General features: G+C 72.2%; 16 protein-coding genes. 3 read left to right on the forward strand and 13 right to left on the reverse strand.

The window, feature by feature from the left end; translation table 11 throughout:
* Positions 1–371 precede the first annotated feature (371 nt).
* On the reverse strand, positions 372–2,159 hold the full coding sequence (locus ABZT03_RS07290) for a BN159_2729 family protein (RefSeq protein ID WP_356034727.1): 1,788 nt from the start codon (positions 2,157–2,159) through the stop codon (positions 372–374).
* Positions 2,156–2,746, reverse strand: coding sequence for a sigma-70 family RNA polymerase sigma factor (locus tag ABZT03_RS07295; protein WP_356034730.1), 591 nt, complete (start codon positions 2,744–2,746; stop codon positions 2,156–2,158). Before ABZT03_RS07295 ends, ABZT03_RS07290 begins: the two co-directional genes overlap by 4 nt.
* A 331-nt stretch (positions 2,747–3,077) precedes the next feature.
* Here ABZT03_RS07295 and ABZT03_RS07300 point away from each other — a divergent pair, with 331 nt between their 5' ends.
* Together ABZT03_RS07300 and ABZT03_RS07305 are read left to right on the forward strand one after the other, a co-directional pair.
* The gene (locus tag ABZT03_RS07300; protein WP_356034733.1) at positions 3,078–3,500 is read left to right on the forward strand and encodes a helix-turn-helix transcriptional regulator; all 423 of its coding nucleotides are present in this window, start codon (positions 3,078–3,080) and stop codon (positions 3,498–3,500) included.
* A 189-nt stretch (positions 3,501–3,689) separates the two neighbouring features.
* Positions 3,690–3,935: a hypothetical protein gene (locus ABZT03_RS07305; protein WP_356034736.1), complete on the forward strand. Its 246-nt coding sequence runs from the start codon at positions 3,690–3,692 to the stop codon at positions 3,933–3,935.
* On the opposite strand, the gene ABZT03_RS07310 is transcribed toward ABZT03_RS07305, so the two are convergent.
* From ABZT03_RS07310 to ABZT03_RS07335, 6 genes are all read right to left on the reverse strand, one after another.
* On the reverse strand, positions 3,913–4,134 hold the full coding sequence (locus ABZT03_RS07310; protein ID WP_356035152.1) for a ferredoxin: 222 nt from the start codon (positions 4,132–4,134) through the stop codon (positions 3,913–3,915). The two genes, ABZT03_RS07305 and ABZT03_RS07310, sit on opposite strands and share 23 nt — an antisense overlap.
* An 18-nt stretch (positions 4,135–4,152) precedes the next feature.
* On the reverse strand, positions 4,153–4,455 hold the full coding sequence (locus ABZT03_RS07315; protein ID WP_356034738.1) for an NADH-ubiquinone oxidoreductase-F iron-sulfur binding region domain-containing protein: 303 nt from the start codon (positions 4,453–4,455) through the stop codon (positions 4,153–4,155).
* Positions 4,404–4,601, reverse strand: a complete 198-nt coding sequence (locus ABZT03_RS07320; RefSeq protein ID WP_356034741.1) for a hypothetical protein — start codon at positions 4,599–4,601, stop codon at positions 4,404–4,406. Before ABZT03_RS07320 ends, ABZT03_RS07315 begins: the two co-directional genes overlap by 52 nt.
* A 128-nt stretch (positions 4,602–4,729) precedes the next feature.
* Positions 4,730–6,430 carry a proline--tRNA ligase gene (locus ABZT03_RS07325; RefSeq protein ID WP_356034744.1) on the reverse strand — a complete coding sequence of 567 codons (1,701 nt, stop codon included), beginning with the start codon at positions 6,428–6,430 and terminating at the stop codon, positions 4,730–4,732.
* A gap of 72 nt (positions 6,431–6,502) precedes the next feature.
* The gene (locus ABZT03_RS07330; RefSeq protein ID WP_356034746.1) at positions 6,503–7,066 is read right to left on the reverse strand and encodes a GNAT family N-acetyltransferase; all 564 of its coding nucleotides are present in this window, start codon (positions 7,064–7,066) and stop codon (positions 6,503–6,505) included.
* A 46-nt stretch (positions 7,067–7,112) separates the two neighbouring features.
* Entirely contained in the window at positions 7,113–7,961 is an 849-nt protein-coding gene (locus ABZT03_RS07335) for a GNAT family N-acetyltransferase (RefSeq protein ID WP_356034749.1), read from the reverse strand.
* Between the two features lie 98 nt (positions 7,962–8,059).
* On the opposite strand from ABZT03_RS07335, the gene ABZT03_RS07340 reads away from it, so the two are divergent.
* Positions 8,060–8,797, forward strand: a complete 738-nt coding sequence (locus ABZT03_RS07340; RefSeq protein WP_356034752.1) for a hypothetical protein — start codon at positions 8,060–8,062, stop codon at positions 8,795–8,797.
* Here the strand turns inward: ABZT03_RS07340 and ABZT03_RS07345 are convergent.
* The 5 genes from ABZT03_RS07345 to ABZT03_RS07365 all read right to left on the reverse strand — a co-directional run bounded on the left by ABZT03_RS07345 (position 8,788) and on the right by ABZT03_RS07365 (position 15,858).
* Positions 8,788–9,339, reverse strand: coding sequence for a GNAT family N-acetyltransferase (locus tag ABZT03_RS07345; protein ID WP_356034755.1), 552 nt, complete (start codon positions 9,337–9,339; stop codon positions 8,788–8,790). The genes ABZT03_RS07340 and ABZT03_RS07345 overlap by 10 nt on opposite strands.
* A 62-nt stretch (positions 9,340–9,401) precedes the next feature.
* Positions 9,402–10,559 carry a flavodoxin-dependent (E)-4-hydroxy-3-methylbut-2-enyl-diphosphate synthase gene (gene ispG / locus ABZT03_RS07350; protein ID WP_356034758.1) on the reverse strand — a complete coding sequence of 386 codons (1,158 nt, stop codon included), beginning with the start codon at positions 10,557–10,559 and terminating at the stop codon, positions 9,402–9,404.
* Between the two features lie 168 nt (positions 10,560–10,727).
* Positions 10,728–12,020, reverse strand: a complete 1,293-nt coding sequence (locus ABZT03_RS07355; protein WP_356035154.1) for a site-2 protease family protein — start codon at positions 12,018–12,020, stop codon at positions 10,728–10,730.
* Positions 12,021–12,028: 8 nt separating this feature from the next.
* A complete protein-coding gene (gene dxr / locus ABZT03_RS07360) occupies positions 12,029–13,291 on the reverse strand; it encodes a 1-deoxy-D-xylulose-5-phosphate reductoisomerase (RefSeq protein ID WP_356034761.1) in 1,263 nt (420 codons plus the stop codon).
* A 626-nt stretch (positions 13,292–13,917) separates the two neighbouring features.
* On the reverse strand, positions 13,918–15,858 hold the full coding sequence (locus ABZT03_RS07365) for an acyl-CoA dehydrogenase family protein (protein WP_356034764.1): 1,941 nt from the start codon (positions 15,856–15,858) through the stop codon (positions 13,918–13,920).
* Positions 15,859–16,355: the final 497 nt, after the last annotated feature.

The raw sequence follows: 16,355 nt of genomic DNA on the forward strand, positions 1-16,355 counted from the left end.
GTTCGGTCGGGGTGCGGGGTTCGGCCCAAGTGCCGAGTTCGGTCGGGGTGCGGGGTTCGGCCCAAGTGCCGAGTTCGGTCGGGGTGCGGGGTTCGGCCCAAGTGCCGAGTTCGGTCGGGGTGCGGGGTTCGGTCGGGGTGCCGGGTTCGGTCCGGGTGCCGGGTTCGGTCCGGGTGCCGGGTTCGGTCCGGGTGCCGGGTTCGGTCCGGGTGCCGGGTTCGGTCCGGGTGCCGGGTTCGGTCCGAGCGCGGGGTTCGGTCCGAGCGCGGGGTTCGGTCCGAGCGCGGCGCCTTCTCCGGCGCCGGCCCCCAGTTCGGGTGCGGCGCCCGCCCCGGGTCCCGTGCCCGCTCCGGCGCCGGTCCGTCCGGCGCTCATCGGGGCGGCCCGGCAGGACCGTCCGGACCGGCAGCTCGGGCCGGGGGCGGAGCGGGTGCGGCGGCACCGGCGGGGTACGGCACGGCGGTTCCTGCGGGGGGCGGCGGGGCAGTCGGTTCGGGGAGCGGGGCGGCGGCCGGGCCGGGCAGCCGTGCCGCGGTCCCTGCGGGGAGCGTGGCGGTGGATGTTCCGGGCGCCGGTGTCGCCGTAACCCCGAGGGACCGTACGGCGGTTGCCACGCGCAGCGGCACGGCGGCCGGCCCGGGCAGGCGCGCCGCGGTCCCTGCGAGGAGCGGGGCCGCGGTGGCACCAGGCGTCGGTGTTGCCGCAACTGCCGGGCGGGGCACAGCGGTTGGCACGGGGAGTGGCTCGGCAGCTGGGCCCGGCAACCGTGCCGCGGTCCCTGCTGAGCCCGGTGCCGTGGCCGCACCAGGCGTCGACGTCGCTGCAACTGCTCCGCGCGCCAAGCCGGTTGCAACGGGAAGCGGCACGGCGGCTGGGCCCGGCAACCGTGTCGCGACGCCTGCGGGGGGCGGTGCCACGGTTGCACCGGGCGTCGGTGTCGGAGTTCCTGCGGGGACCGGTGCCGTGGGGCCGCCGGGCACCTGAGAACCGAGTTCCGGGTGTTCGGTCACAGGATGATCCGCTCTCGGGCTGTCGGCCACCGGGCCCGGGGCGACCCGGCGTTCGGCCACCCCTTGCGCGGCCACCGGCTGTCCGGTCGCCGGCGGTGCGGTCATCGGGCGGTCGGCCACGGGCCGGGCAGTCACCCGTGGTCCGGAAACCGGGCGGTCCGGCCTCGGGGTACTGGCCACCGGCCATGCCGTCAGCGGACGTCCAGGCCCCGAGCGCGCGGCCACCGGACCATCGGCATAGGCGTGGCCGGCCGCCGGCCGGACGCCCGCCGGACGTTCCGGCCCCCGCCCTCCGGCCACCGGGCGATCGGACACCCACCGTTCGGACCTCCCCCGATCGGCCACCGACCGATCCGGCACCGGGCGATCCGCACCCTGGTGACCGGGCCCCGGTCGCGCGGTCGAACGTCCGTCACGCGTGGGGCGTTCGTCCCGCGGGTGGGACGCGGGTGCTGGGCGTAACGGGGCCAGGGGGCCCAGGTGGGCCACCACGTTGGCGAGGGAGCAGCGTTCGGGGCGGCCGTCGACCGAGAGCAGGGGCATGCCGTCGCGGTTGCGGGAGCCGTGGAAGTACCAGACGTCACCGTGGGCGTCGCGTTGCGGGAGGGCCAGGTCGTACGTCGTCGTGCCGAGCCGGAACGGCCGCGCCGCCGGCGTGCGGGGTGGGGCGGGCGCGGGGCCGCGGGCCAGGACCGTCACCCGGACGCCGTCGCGTTCCCCCTCGGCGGTCACCGTGTGCGGCCGGGTGCGCCTGCCGACGGACGTGATGCCGAAGTAGGCACGCCAGTGCGCCCATTGGGCCGCGCCGTCTACGCGGAGCACGACCCGCACCCGGTCGCCGTCCACCCGCACGCCGTACGGCCCCGCGTGGCCCGCCAGATGGCGTTCGATGTCCCGCGCCAGGTTCCTGGCCCGTGCGCAGGAGGCGTCCCAGGCGAGTGCCTGCCGCTCCAGGTCGGTGACCGGACGGGGGACGCGGGCCCAGCCGCCGTCCGCCGTGCGGCGCAGCACCGCGGCGAAGGAGCGCTCGGGGTCGACCAGCAGCCTGGCCATGTCCAGCGCCTGCGCGACGACGGCCGCCTGTTCGGAGCGGACGGACTCCAGCACCGCGCGGATCACGCCGGCGGCGTGCGGAAGGTTGCCGTTCACGCGGACACCCCCCCGGACACCCAGCGCATCTTCTGCAGCGCGCGGTAGGTCAGCGTCTTGACGGCGCCGACACTCCGGCCCATCGCGAGGGCGGTCTCCTCCGGCGTCAGCTCGTCGAGGAAGCGCAGTTGCACGCAGTGCCGCTGGTGGGCATTGAGCGCGTGCAGCACGCTGCGGACCGTCTCGTGGGCCTCGACGGCCTCCAGTTCCCGCAGGGCGTGCGACTCCGGTCCGGGGCCGGCACCCTGCGGGTCGCGGAACTCGGCGACCGGGGTCTCCAGACGGGTGCGGCCGCGGCCGATCTCGTCGAGGTAGAGGTTCTTGGCGATGGTGGTGAGCCAGGCGGCGAACGCCGTGCCCTGCCAGGTGAAGGCGTCGATGCGGCGCAGGGCGCGGGTGAACACCTCCTGGGTCAGGTCCTCCGCGAGATGTCTGTCGCGGGTGCGGACCAGCAGGAAGCTGTACACCAGCCGGTAGTGCTCGTAGTAGAGGCCGGCGAACGCCTCCCGGTCGCCTGTGCGGGCCCGGGCGACGAGCTCGGGTTCCGGACCGTCCGGAGCGGTGGAAACGGTGTGCGGTACGGACACGATCGGTTTCTCCCGTCGATGTCGTTCTGCGGTACGAGGACCTTCGCCCACATCTTCAATATTCATGTAGATGTAGATTCCCGAAGCACGAATCACCGCCCCTCACCTCGGGGGTCGCGGTGTCCCTGCCGGAGTAATCTGCAGTCTTCACGTAGATGCATACAGTGTCAAGCCGCCTACGGAGCGCCAGAAAGGCGGCGTGGCGCCCGGAACGCCGGGGGCGTGCGATCGTGCCCTCACCGCCCCAGTGCCCCGGCGTGCACCCGACGCCACCACGACTGGTCTGCGATCTACTTGCGCTTGTAGATACCGATGGCAGATCCTCTGAGGCGTGACGAACCAGCAGAGCCCCCCAGGAGACACCGATACCGGCCATGATCCCCCGCGCCGGGACGTCGACCTGGTGACTCTGCTCGAACGCCTCCTGGCCCAGGTTCCGGGACGGACACAGAAGGACCTGGCGGCGGAATCCGGTATCTCGTACCCGACACTGAACGCCTGGATGAACCGGACCCGCGGCACCTCCCGCATCGACCCGGAGAAGCTGCGGTCCATGGTCGAGGTGTTCCGGCGCTGGGGCGTGCGGACGACACCGAGAGAGTTCTTCGAGGCCGTCGGCCGCCCCGTGCCCGGCCCCAGCGGCGACGAACGCGAGGCCCGGCTCCTCAAGCTGTACCGGCAATTGCCGGAGGCACGTCAGCGCGCGCTGCTGAAGGACGCCGAGATGATGCTGCAGGTCAGCCGCATCACCTGAGGTCAGCCGCGCCGACCCGGTCCGCCACTCACCGCACCGATCGACCGCCGGGCACGACGGAGTACCGGGAGCGGCGGAGGAATATGACGAAACGCCTCACGAGCCCCACCGCCATCGGTACCATCAGTCAGCCGCTGACCTCCCGGAGCGGATCACACCGTGCAGTTGTGCATCCCTGGGGAGACAGTCGTGTGCATCCACATTTCCATGGCGGACGAGCTGCCGGCCATCGCGGTCTGGGACCCCGACGAGGTGAGCATCCGCGTCGCCAGAGGCTTCCGTGTCCGTGACGCGCTCCAGGAAGTGCGGGACATCCTGATGATCGATCTGGGAGCCCCTGTGTCACAGGGCGACGTCCTGCACTGCTTCTGCGGGATGCGGGTCGAACTGCCGCACGAACTCCGGCCCTGCGTCACCCCGGCCAGGGCGGGGTGACATGGGGCCGAATCTCCCTGGCCGGACTGAGCCGTAGGGCCAGCACCGGGCAGTCGGCGGCGGCCTGCCGGGCCCGCCTCGCGATCCGCGCGGGCACGGGGGCGCCGTCGAGAAGCGGGTAGCCCCACTCGTCGAGCGCGATCCGCTCGGGGAGCAGCTCCGCGCACAGGCCGTGGGCCTGGCGGGCGGTCCAGTCGATGTCGACGCGCTGTTCCCGTCAGTGCTCCTCCGGGGACGGGCAGCAGGGGGCGGTGCCGGTCGCCGTGCACAACCCCCGTGCGTGGGCGTCCAGTTCGCCCGCGAAGGTGGTCAGGGCGCTGCGGACCAGGCGGACCGTGCCGTCGGGGTGGTGACAGGCACCGCAGCCCTCCACCAGGCCCGCCCGGCGGGCGAGGTCGGCGCGGACCGTGCCCTGCGGCCCGGGGGCGGCCAGGGTCCGCAGACCGGCGGCGACGCGGGGCAGCCCGTTCAGGCACGGCCCGCACTGGCCGGCCGGCTGGAGGGCCAGGTGGCGCACCACGCGGGCGGTCTCGGCGACCCCGCAGCGGCCGGCGGCAGTACGGCCAGGACGCCGGCGCCCATGGTGGTGGCGTCGAGCCGGAGCCGGGCCGCCTCTGCGGCCGGGACCCAGGCGCCGTGGTAGCCACCGAGCAGCAGGGCGGACATGCGGGGTTGCCATGACCGTTCCCCTCCGTAGTGACTCCGTGTCACGCCCTACGGTCGGGGAACGGCCTGAGAGAAGTCTGTGAGGCGCCCACGGGCGTCCGCAGAACCTCCTGAGAGATCGGTTTGCGTCACGCCGTCAGGCGGGCGATCGCCTCGTCCACCGTGAGCTCCTCGCGCTCGCCGGTCTTGCGGTCCTTGAGTTCCAGGACGCCCTCGGCGGCACGCCGTCCGGCGACCAGGATCTGGGGGACGCCGATCAGCTCGGAGTCGGTGAACTTCACGCCCGGGGAGACGCCGGGGCGGTCGTCCACCAGGACGCGGACGCCGGCCGCCGCCAGCTTCTGGGAGACGTCGAGGGCCAGTTCGGTCTGCAGGGCCTTGCCGGCGGCCACGACGTGCACATCGGCCGGGGCGACCTCCTTGGACCAGACGAGTCCCTTGTCGTCGGCGGTCTGCTCGGCGAGCGCCGCGACCGCGCGGGAGACGCCGATGCCGTAGGAGCCCATGGTGACGCGGACCGGCTTGCCGTTCTGGCCGAGGACGTCGAGCTTGAGGGCGTCGGCGTACTTGCGGCCCAGCTGGAAGATGTGGCCGATCTCGATGGCGCGGTCCAGCGTGAGGCCGGTGCCGCACCTGGGGCAGGGGTCGCCCTCCTCGACGACCACGACGTCGACGTACTCGCCGACCTCGAAGTCACGGCCCGCGACCACGTTCCTCGCGTGTGTGTGCTCCTTGTTGGCGCCGGTGATCCACGCCGTGCCGGGGGCCACCCGCGGGTCGGCGATGTAGCGGACCTTCTCCAGGCCCTGCGGGCCGACGTAGCCGCGGACCAGGTCCGGGCGGCCCACGAAGTCCTCTGCGGTGACCAGTTCGACGGTGGCCGGCGCGAAGTGCGCCTCGACCTTGCCCAGGTCGACCTCGCGGTCACCGGGGACGCCCACGGCCACGATCTCGCCGTCGACCTTCACGAGCAGGTTCTTCAGGGTGGCGGAGGCCGGTACCCCGAGGGAGGCGGCGAGGGTCTCGATGGTGGGGGTGTCGGGGGTCGGGATCTCCTCGGCCGCGGGCACGGCGGAGCCGTCGACCGGCTTCAGCTCGTAGGTGACCGCCTCGGTGTTGGCCGCGAAGTCGCAGTTCGGGCAGTCCGCGAAGGTGTCCTCGCCGGCCTCGGCGGGGGCGAGGAACTCCTCCGACTTGGAGCCGCCCATCGCGCCCGCGGTCGCGGCGCAGATGCGGTAGTCGAGGCCGAGGCGCTCGAAGACCCGCTGGTAGGCCTGGCGGTGCAGGGCGTACGACTTGGCGAGGCCCTCGTCCTCGGTGTCGAAGGAGTAGGAGTCCTTCATGAGGAACTCGCGGCCGCGCAGGATGCCGGCGCGGGGGCGGGCCTCGTCACGGAACTTGGTCTGGATCTGGTAGAGGATGACCGGCAGGTCCTTGTAGGAGGACGCCTGGTCCTTCACGATCAGCGTGAAGATCTCCTCGTGCGTGGGGCCGAGCAGGTAGTCGCCGCCCTTGCGGTCCTGGAGGCGGAACAGCTCGGCGCCGTACTCCTCCCAGCGGCCGGTCGCCTCGTAGGGCTCGCGCGGCAGCAGCGCGGGCAGCAGCACCTCCTGGGCGCCGATCGCGTCCATCTCCTCACGGACGATCCGCTCCACGTTGGCGAGGACCTTCCGGCCGAGGGGCAGCCAGGACCAGACGCCGGCCGCGGTACGGCGGACGTAGCCGGCGCGGACGAGCAGCTTGTGACTGAGGACCTCGGCGTCCGCCGGGTCGTCGCGCAGCGTCTTCGCCAACAACTGGGACATGCGCTGGACCGGTGCGTTCGCCATGATTCTCGTACTCCTGCTGCGTGAGGGTGATGGCAGGAGGTTAGCCGGGCGGTGCGGGAGCGTGGAAATCCGTTATCGGCGGCGCAGCGGGAGCGGGGCCCCCATCACGGCGTACGGCTTGGGGGCGCTGGGGAAGAGGACCTGGCGGGCGAGGTCCTCGTAGCCGAGGGAGTGGTAGAGGCCGCGGGCCGGGCTGACGGTGTCGATCGCGGAGAGGATCGAGCGCGGTTCGGTGGCGGTGTCCGTGATCGAGGTGATCAGGGAACGGCCGAGACCCCGGTTCTGGTAGTGCGGATGGACGTGCAGCTCGGTGATCACGAAGGAGCCGTCCAGCCAGCCGTCGTGGCCCTGGGCGCGGAGGTAGGGCTCCACGACGGTGGACCACCAGTGGGAGCGGTCGTTGGGCATGCCGTAGACGAAGCCGACGAGACGTCCGGCGAGGGTGGCGCCGAGTGCGCGGGCGCCGGGATAGGTCATGTGGCGCAGCACGATCTGGCGGCGTACGGCGACCTCGTCGGCGCCGAGACCGAAAGCCACCGCCTGGACCGCGAGGGCCTCGTCGACGTGTGCGGAGAGGTCGAGGGGACCGATCACGACGTCGTCGGGGTGGCGGGGTCCGTGACCGGAAAATCGCATGTGGGGAGAGTACAGGGGCTCACGGGTTGTCGTTCGGCCACGGAATTCAGAAGAGAACGCTCATGAACTCGCCCACCTCGCGGAAGCCCACCCTCCGGTACGTCCGTCGCGCGGGGGTGTTGAAGTCGTTCACGTACAGGCTCACCAACGGGGCGACGTCCGCCAGCGCGTGGCGGAGCACCGCCGCCATGCCGGGCGCCGCCACTCCCCTGCCCCGGTACTCCGGGGCCACCCACACGCCCTGGATCTGGCAGGCGCGGTCGGTGGCGGCGCCGATCTCGGCCTTGAAGACGACCCGGCCGTCGGGGCCCAGACGGGCGAAGGAGCGGCCGGCGGCGACGAGTTCGGCGACCCTGGCCTGGTACAGCAGGCCGCCGTCCCCGGCGAGCGGGGAGACCCCGACCTCCTCGGTGAACATCGCCACGCAGGCCGGCATGATCGTGTCGATCTCGTCCTTGCGGATGCGGCGGACGTACGGATCGGGGTCGACGGTCGTGGACAGGCGGTCGGTGACCATGAGCGGCTGGTGCGCGCGGACCTCGCGGGCCGGGCCCCAGCTGGGTTCGAGCAGCCGCCACAGCTCGGCGGTGGGCTCGGCGGGGCCGACGACGGAGGAGCAGCGGCGGCCGGCCCGGCGGGCCCGGTCGGCGAACGCGCGGACGGCCCGCGGAGTGGCGCAGATCGGGACCAGGTTGGCGCCCGCGTAGCACAGGGACGTGAGCATGCCGCCCTCGTACCAGCCCCACATCTCGCCGCCGAGCCGCCAGGGGTCCAGGCCGGCGATCCGCACCCGGGAGGTCACGAAGGCGTTCGCGACGGGCTCACGGTCGAGGACGGCGAGCGCGGCGTCCAGGTCACTCGGCTCGAGAACCCGGGAGGTGGTCTGGGTCAACACGTACGGGGCCTCACCCTAAGGTCTACGGATCTCCGCACTGTACCCGCCGAAAATGTGCCACGCCGCCCCACGGGACGGCCTCGTGCCAGGATCGGCCCATGATCTTGCAGACCGAGAGAACCGACGCGCGGACGTGGCCGAAGGAGCAGATGGCCGAGCTGTTCAGTGAGGGCTTTCCGCGGTTCATCACCGCCGATCGGCTGGGCAAGCAGTACATAGGCCGGGTCAGGGAGTGGTTCGGCGAGCTGGACCTCATGCTGCTGGACGAGGCGGGCGTGCCGGTCGCCGGAGGGTGGGGAGTGCCCATCTGCTGGGACGGGCAGGTTGGCACGCTGCCGTCGGGATACAGCGACACCCTGGTCAGGGCCGTCGAGGGCCGGGAGCAGGGGGTCGAGCCCGACACCTTGGTGATCTGCGGCGCGATCGTCACTCCGTCGCTCAAGGGCCGTGGGCTGGCGGGCCGAACGCTGTCGACGCTGCGGGACACCGGTCTGGCGGCGGGCCTGAGCCGGGTCCTCGCCCCGGTGCGGCCGACGACGAAGACGCGGTACCCGTTGACGCCGATCGATTCCTTCATGCGCTGGCGCCGGTCCAACGGTGCGGCCCTCGACCCGTGGATCCGGACCCATGAGCGTCTCGGCGCGGAGATCCTGGCGGCGGCGCCGGCCTCCCAGACGATGACGGGCACGGTCGCCGAGTGGGAGGAATGGACGGGGCTGGCCCTTCCCGAGTCCGGCGATTATGTGATCCCGGACGGCCTGAGTGTGCTGCGGGTCGACCGCGACGCCGACACGGGCGTCTACCACGAGCCCAACGTGTGGATGCGTCACGTCTGACGGACGGTCGGGCTCTCGGGGCGGAGGCGGAACACCACGCTGGGGCGCAGGGGTCCCTCGGGCGCGTCGGGGTCGTCGAAGTTCTCGGCCGGGTCGTGGGTCATGCCCAGGCGGCGCATCACCGCCTGGGAGCGGAGGTTGGCGGCCGTGATCACGGCGAGGATCTCGGGGAGGCCGAGCGTCGTGAAGCCGAACTCGACGGCGGCGCGGGCCGCTTCGGTGGCGTAGCCGTGGCCCCAGGCCGCGCGGGACAGCCGCCAGCCGGCCTCGATCCCCGTGAAGGGCATGCCGTCCTCGACGGGGTCGAGGCCGGCGAACCCGACGAACTCGCCGGTACCGGTCACTTCTACGGCCCACCAGCCCCAGCCGCGCCGGTCGAGGTCGGCCTGGAAGGCGGCGACGGACGCGGCGCTCTGCTCGGCCGTGAGGAGTCCGGGGAAGTGCTCCCGGACCTCGGGGTCGGCGTTCAGGGCGGCCCAGGGGGCGAGGTCGGAGTCCCGCCAGGGGCGGAGGACGAGGCGCTCGGTGCGCAGTGCGGACATCGCGCCACGCTAACGCGGTCATGAGGGGGCGGCGATCGAATATTCGCCGCCCCGGGCGGCTGTCAGCCCTTGACCGAGATCTCCGGCTCGCCGGAGGCGACGCCGGCCGCCTCCATCTGTTCGGCCAGCTTCATGGCCTCCTCGATGAGGGTCTCCACGATCTTCGACTCGGGGACGGTCTTGATGACCTCGCCCTTGACGAAGATCTGGCCCTTGCCGTTGCCGGAGGCGACACCGAGGTCGGCCTCGCGGGCCTCGCCGGGTCCGTTGACGACGCAGCCCATGACGGCGACGCGCAGCGGGACCTCCATGCCGGTCAGACCGGCGGTGACCTCTTCGGCCAGCTTGTACACGTCGACCTGGGCGCGGCCGCAGGACGGGCAGGAGACGATCTCCAGGCCGCGCTGCCTGAGGTTCAGCGACTCCAGGATCTGGTTGCCGACCTTGACCTCCTCCACGGGAGGCGCCGACAGGGAGACCCGGATGGTGTCGCCGATGCCCTGGGAGAGCAGCGCGCCGAAGGCGACCGCCGACTTGATGGTGCCCTGGAAGGCCGGCCCGGCCTCGGTGACGCCGAGGTGCAGCGGGTAGTCGCACTGGGCGGCGAGCTGGCGGTACGCCTCGACCATCACGACCGGGTCGTTGTGCTTGACCGAGATCTTGATGTCCCGGAAGTCGTGCTCCTCGAAGAGGGACGCCTCCCACAGCGCGGACTCGGCGAGCGCCTCGGGCGTCGCCCTGCCGTACTTCTTCAGCAGCCGCTGGTCCAGGGAACCGGCGTTGACCCCGATGCGGATCGGGGTGCCGTGGTCCTTCGCGGCCCGGGCGATCTCCTTGACCTTGTCGTCGAACTGCTTGATGTTGCCGGGGTTCACCCGCACCGCGGCGCAGCCGGCCTCGATGGCCGCGAAGACGTACTTCGGCTGGAAGTGGATGTCCGCGATGACGGGGATCTGGGACTTGCGGGCGATGGTCGCGAGGGCGTCGGCGTCGTCCTGGGTGGGGCAGGCCACGCGGACGATCTGGCAGCCGGAGGCCGTCAGTTCGGCGATCTGCTGGAGGGTCGCGCCGATGTCCGACGTACGTGTCGTGGTCATCGACTGCACCGACACGGGCGCGTCGCCGCCCACCGCGACGGATCCGACCTGGATCTGCCGGCTCTTGCGGCGCTCGGCGAGCCGGGTCGGAACGGACGGCATGCCGAGAGAAATCGCAGTCATCTGCTGTGCAACCCCAAGTCGTGGATCAAGGTCCGGTCCCGTCAGCAGCGGGCTCCAGACTTCGAGATTACGGCACGCCCCGAGGCCGGAGCACATCCCGCCCGTAAACCCACTCGATGGGAGGCGGCCCGGAAAACGCCGTTCCGGGCCGCCGTGAACGGGCGGTGACTAGGAGATGCGCACCGGGTTGACCACGTCCGCGATCAGCACGAGCAGGGTGAAGCAGACGAAGACCCCGGCCACCACGTAGGCCACCGGCATCAGCTTCGCCACGTCGAACGGACCGGGGTCCGGCCGGCGCATCACCTTCGCCGCGCTGCGGCGCAGCGACTCCCACAGGGCGCCCGCGATGTGTCCGCCGTCGAGCGGGAGCAGCGGGAGCATGTTGAAGAGGAACAGGGACAGGTTGAAGCCGCCGAGCAGCATGACGAACATGGCGAGCTGCTGCGAGGCCGGGATGTCGAGGGTGGCGATCTCGCCGCCCACCCGGGCCGCGCCGACGATACCCATCGGGGAGTCGGGCTCGCGCGGGCCGTCGCCGAAGGCCGCGTTCCACAGGGCGGGCACCTTCGAGGGCAGTGCCGCGAGGGAGTCGACGGCGTCGCCGACCCGGTCGCCCATCCAGGTCACGGACTGACCGAAGTCCTGCTTGACGACGCCGGTGGCCGAGCTGAAGCCGAGGAAGCCGGCCTCGACGTACTGCCCCTGGACGTACGCCCCGCCGGAGTCCTTCTTGGCGACCCGGTTGGTGGCGATCTTCGCGTGCAGGGTCACCTCCTGGCCCTTGCGGTCGACGACGATCGCCACGTCCTTGCCGGCGCTGACCCGGATCAGGTCGGAGAGCTTGTTCCAGTCGTCGGTGCGCACCCCGCCGAACGCGACGATCCGGTCGTCCCGCTCGAGCCCCGCCGCCGCGGCCGGGGAGGGCGGGTCGCTCTTCTTGCAGGTGTCGCGGTTCTCGCTCTGCGCGATGACGCACGGGGAGACGGAGGCGACGCTGGTGGTCTGCTGCTGGATGCCGAAGCCCATCAGGACGGTGAAGAACAGGCCCACCGCGAGGATCAGGTTCATGAAGGGGCCCGCGAACATCACGATGACCCGCTTCCACGGCTTGCGCGTGTAGAAGAGGCGGGTCTCGTCACCCTCCTTGACCTCCTCGAACGCGGCCGAGCGGGCGTCCTCGATCATGCCGCGCCAGGGCGAGGTGGAGCGCGCTTCGAGCCGTCCGTCGGGGCCGGGCGGGAACATGCCGATCATCCGGATGTAGCCGCCGAACGGGACGGCCTTGACCCCGTACTCGGTCTCGCCCTTCCTGCGTGACCAGATGGTCGGGCCGAAACCGACCATGTACTGCGGTACGCGGATGCCGAAGAGCTTGGCCGTGGACAGGTGCCCCAGCTCGTGCCACGCGATCGAGACCAGCAGGCCGAACGCGAAGACGACTATGCCGAGGATGAACATCAGGGTCGTCATGCACGGGCCTCCGCCGTAGCCGTTTGTGTCGTCAGTTCCCTTGCCCGGGCGCGTGCCCAGGTCTCCGCGTCGAGGACGTCCGCGACGGTGAGCGGGGTTCCCCTCTCCGGGGCGCCGTGCTCCTCCACCACCCTCGTCACGGTCTCCATGATGCCGTTGAACGGCAGTGCGCCGGACCGGAAGGCCTCGACGCACTCCTCGTTGGCCGCATTGAACACCGCGGGAGCCGTGCCCGCGAGCTGTCCGACGTGCCGGGCGAGTCCCACCGAGGGGAAGGCGTCCCCGTCGAGGGGGAAGAACTCCCAGGTGGACGCCGTGCTCCAGTCGAAGGCGGGGGCCGCGTCCGGGACGCGCTCCGGCCAGCCGAGACCGATGGCGATCGGCCCCCGCATGTCGGGGGGCGTCGCCTGGGCCAGTGTCGATCCGTCCGTGAACTCAACCATCGAGTGGACATACGACTGCGGGTGCACGACGACCTCAATGCGATCGAAGGGAATGTCGTAGAGGAGGTGCGCCTCGATGACTTCCAGGCCCTTGTTGACCAGGGTCGCGGAGTTGATCGTGATGACCGGGCCCATCGCCCAGGTGGGGTGCGCGAGGGCGTCCTTGACGGTGACGTGCGCCAGTTCCTCCTTTGTACGGCCGCGGAAGGGGCCGCCGGAGGCGGTGACGACGAGTTTGCGGACGTCCGCGCGGGTGCCTGCCGCCAGCGCCTGGAAGAGGGCGGCGTGCTCGGAGTCGACCGGGATGATCTGCCCCGGCTCGGCGAGGGCCTTGACCAGCGGCCCGCCGACGATGAGCGATTCCTTGTTGGCGAGCGCGAGAGTGCGGCCCGCCTCCAGGGCGGCGAGGGTCGGGGCGAGACCGATGGAGCCGGTGATGCCGTTGAGCACGGTGTGGCAGTCGGAGCCGGCCAGCTCGGTGGCGGCGCCGGCTCCGGCGAGGATCTCGGGGAGCGGCTCGGCCGTGCCGTACCGCGCGGCGAGCGCCTCGCGCAGTTCCGGTACGACGTCCTCGCGGGCCACGGCCACGGTCCGCGCCCGCAGCCGGTGCGCCTGCTCGGCGAGCAGGGCGACCCGTCCGCCGTTGGCGGAGAGTCCGGTGACCCGGAACCGGTCCGGGTTGCGCAGGACGAGGTCGATGGCCTGGGTGCCGATCGAGCCGGTGGAACCGAGGATCACCACGTCCTTCGGGCCGCCGCCCGCCACGGGATCGTAGACGAGGTGCGGGTCGGCGAGGGGGGCTGGGCTGTCGCTCATCCCCCCATTGTGGCCGCAACGGGCGCCCGGACGGACAGCACGTCCCTCGGGCGGGTGTCTTGTCTCGTCTCGGCCCCGGATGGAATCGAATGCAGCGGAATCCGCCCTTGTGAAGGCGGGGTGAAGGACGAGTGAGGACGGCGGGTCCGTCGGCCGCCGGACGGGGGGTCGGGCAGTCGCCGGACCGGGGGGCGGGCAGCCGCCGGACCGGGGGGGCAGCCGCCGGACCGGGGGGCAGCCGCCGGACGGGGGCGCGGTGTGGCCGCCGGACCGCGGGAGCGGGCGACCGCCGGGGTCCGAGGGTCAGGGCCGCCGGGCCGGACCGGCCACCGGGGGCGGGTCGGCCACCGGGGGCGAGTCGGGCGGCCGTCGGGCAGGGCTTACGGCGGGGGCCGTCAGTCCGCGCGGGTCCGGCGGACAGGACCCGCGCGGACTGACGGCCGCCGCGCGTCGCCTGCCAGGGCTCGCGGGGACCGTCGGGTCCGCCACGTCCGAAGGCCGCGGTCAGGACCCGGGGGCTGACCGCCGCCGCGCGCGTCTGAGGTCAGGACTGCCGGGGGCACCGGTCCGTACCCGGCCGGGCCCCGTGCCGGTGCGGCGGCGCGGGGCCCGGACGTGGGTGGAGGTCAGCGGATGGGGCGACGTACGTTCTCCCGTTCGCTGGGTCCCGGGGTGGCGTCGGCGATCCACGGGCCCTCGCCCGAGGGGTCGACGACCCCCTGCTCCAGCCACTCGTAGGTGCCCGCCATGACGCCCTTGACGACCTTGCGGTCGAGGTCGTCGGTGTTGCTCCACAGCCGGCCGAAGAGTTCCTCGACGCGGATGCGGGACTGGCGGCAGAAGGCGTCGGCCAGCTGGTAGGCCTCGCGGCCGTGGTCGCCCTGGTCGCGCAGGAGCTCGGCCCGTACGCAGGCCGCGCTCATCGCGAACAGCTCCGCGCCGATGTCCACGACCCGGCCGAGGAAGCCCTGCTTGGTCTCCATCCGGCCCTGCCAGCGGGACATGGCGTAGAAGGTGGAGCGGGCCAGCTTGCGGGAGGTGCGTTCGACGTAGCGAAGATGCCCCGACAGGTCGACGCCGTGCCTGAACTCGCCGTAGGAGCGCGGGAGCTGACCCGGTCCGGTGACGAGTTTCGGCAGCCACTTGGCGTAGAAGACGCCCGCGTTGGCGCCCGCCTTCGCCTTGTCCGACAGGGACTTGTCGGGGTCGATGAGGTCACCGGCCACGGACAGGTGGGCGTCGACCGCCTCTCGGGCGATCAGCAGGTGCATGATCTCGGTGGAGCCCTCGAAGATGCGGTTGATCCGCAGGTCGCGCAGGATCTGCTCGGCGGGGACCGCGCGTTCGCCGCGGGCGGCGAGGGAGGCGGCCGTCTCGAAGCCGCGGCCGCCGCGGATCTGGACCAGTTCGTCGGCCATCAGACAGGCCATCTCGGAGCCGTAGAGCTTGGCGAGGGCGGCCTCGATGCGGATGTCGTTGCGGTCCTCGTCGGCCATCTGGCTCGACAGGTCGACGACGGCCTCCAGGGCGAACGTCGTGGCCGCGATGAAGCTGATCTTCGCGCCGACCGCCTCGTGGAAGGCCACCGGCTTGCCCCACTGCTCGCGCGCCGCCGACCATTCGCGGGCGATCTTCAGGCACCACTTGCCTGCGCCCACGCACATCGCGGGCAGCGACAGCCGGCCGGTGTTGAGGGTGGTGAGCGCGATCTTCAGGCCGGCGCCCTCGGGGCCGATCCGGTTCGCGGCGGGGACGCGGACCCGGTGGAAGCGGGTGACGCCGTTCTCCAGGCCGCGCAGGCCCATGAAGGCGTTGCGGTGCTCGACCGTGACGCCCTCGGAGCCGGCCTCCACGACGAACGCGGTGATGCCGCCCTTGTGGCCCTCGGACTTCGGGACCCGCGCCATCACCACGAGGAGGTCGGCGACCACGCCGTTGGTGGTCCACAGCTTCACCCCGTCGAGGACGTAGTCGTCCCCCTCCGGGACCGCGCTGGTGGCCAGCCGCGCCGGGTCCGAGCCGACGTCCGGCTCGGTGAGCAGGAACGCCGAGATGTCGGTCCGTGCGCAGCGCGGCAGGAAACGGTCCTTCTGCTCCTGGGTGCCGAACATCTTCAGCGGCTGCGGTACGCCGATCGACTGATGGGCGGACAGCAGCGCGCCGATCGCCGGGCTGGCCGAGCCGACCAGGGCGAGCGCTTTGTTGTAGTAGACCTGGGTGAGGCCGAGGCCGCCGTACTTGGTGTCGATCTTCATGCCGAGGGCGCCGAGCTCCTTGAGCCCGTCGATCACCTCGTCGGGGATCTGCGCGTCGCGTTCGATCCGGGCCGCGTCGATCTTCGTCTCGCAGAACTCGCGCAGTACGGCGAGGAACTCCTCGCCGCGCCGGGAGTCCTGGTCGGCCGGCAGCGGGTGGGGGTGGATGAGGTCCAGGCGGAAGCGCCCGAGGAACAGTTCCTTGGCGAAGCTGGGCTTTCGCCAGTCCTGTTCCCGGGCGGCCTCGGCCACCTGACGGGCCTCACGTTCAGTGACAGCCGGCCGGGAGGAGTGGGTGGGTGGAGCGGACATGAGGCTCACCTCGCCGCGAATCGGGATCTTGGGGCCGTATGGTTACCGACGGGTGCTACCCGATCGTATGTACCGGATCCCGGGCGCCCCCACCACCCCTCGCGCGGCCGTCGGTCCGATCCCGGCCGGTGCGCCCCGGCGTCCCGAGGGCCCGAACCCCGGCGGAACCCGGTGCCGGGCGCGGTACCTGAGGTGCGTTTTCGCCGCCGGGCGACCTTGCGCCGGACGAGTGCACGGACGGTGGGGCCGAGGTTCCGCCGGCGGGCCCGGTCACCGTCCCGCCGGCGGGGTCGGATCACCCTCGTCACGAAGGGGTGGACCACCCTCGTCACGAAGGGGCGGATCACCGCCGTGACGGACGGTCCGGATCACCCTCGTCATGGAGGGGTCGGATCGCCGTCGCGACGGAGCCGGTCCGCGGTGTTGCGCCGGGGGTCCTTCCGGGGGGACGGTTCGGGTACGGGCCCCGGTTCCGACACCGCCAGGGCGCCGCCCCG

Origin of the sequence: Streptomyces sp. NPDC005574, from assembly GCF_040605435.1 — a bacterium.
In the GTDB taxonomy this organism is placed as follows: domain Bacteria; phylum Actinomycetota; class Actinomycetes; order Streptomycetales; family Streptomycetaceae; genus Streptomyces.

Bases quoted from the DNA above. Each gene is read 5' to 3' on its own strand.
- ABZT03_RS07320 (WP_356034741.1), bottom strand. From the start codon at position 4,601: ATGTCCGCCCTGCTGCTCGGTGGCTACCACGGCGCCTGGGTCCCGGCC.
- ABZT03_RS07325 (WP_356034744.1), bottom strand. From the start codon at position 6,430: ATGGCGAACGCACCGGTCCAGCGCATGTCCCAGTTGTTGGCGAAGACG.
- ABZT03_RS07330 (WP_356034746.1), bottom strand. From the start codon at position 7,066: ATGCGATTTTCCGGTCACGGACCCCGCCACCCCGACGACGTCGTGATC.
- ABZT03_RS07340 (WP_356034752.1), top strand. From the start codon at position 8,060: ATGATCTTGCAGACCGAGAGAACCGACGCGCGGACGTGGCCGAAGGAG.
- ABZT03_RS07345 (WP_356034755.1), bottom strand. From the start codon at position 9,339: ATGTCCGCACTGCGCACCGAGCGCCTCGTCCTCCGCCCCTGGCGGGAC.
- ispG (WP_356034758.1), bottom strand. From the start codon at position 10,559: ATGACTGCGATTTCTCTCGGCATGCCGTCCGTTCCGACCCGGCTCGCC.
- ABZT03_RS07355 (WP_356035154.1), bottom strand. From the start codon at position 12,020: ATGTTCATCCTCGGCATAGTCGTCTTCGCGTTCGGCCTGCTGGTCTCG.
- dxr (WP_356034761.1), bottom strand. From the start codon at position 13,291: ATGAGCGACAGCCCAGCCCCCCTCGCCGACCCGCACCTCGTCTACGAT.
- ABZT03_RS07365 (WP_356034764.1), bottom strand. From the start codon at position 15,858: ATGTCCGCTCCACCCACCCACTCCTCCCGGCCGGCTGTCACTGAACGT.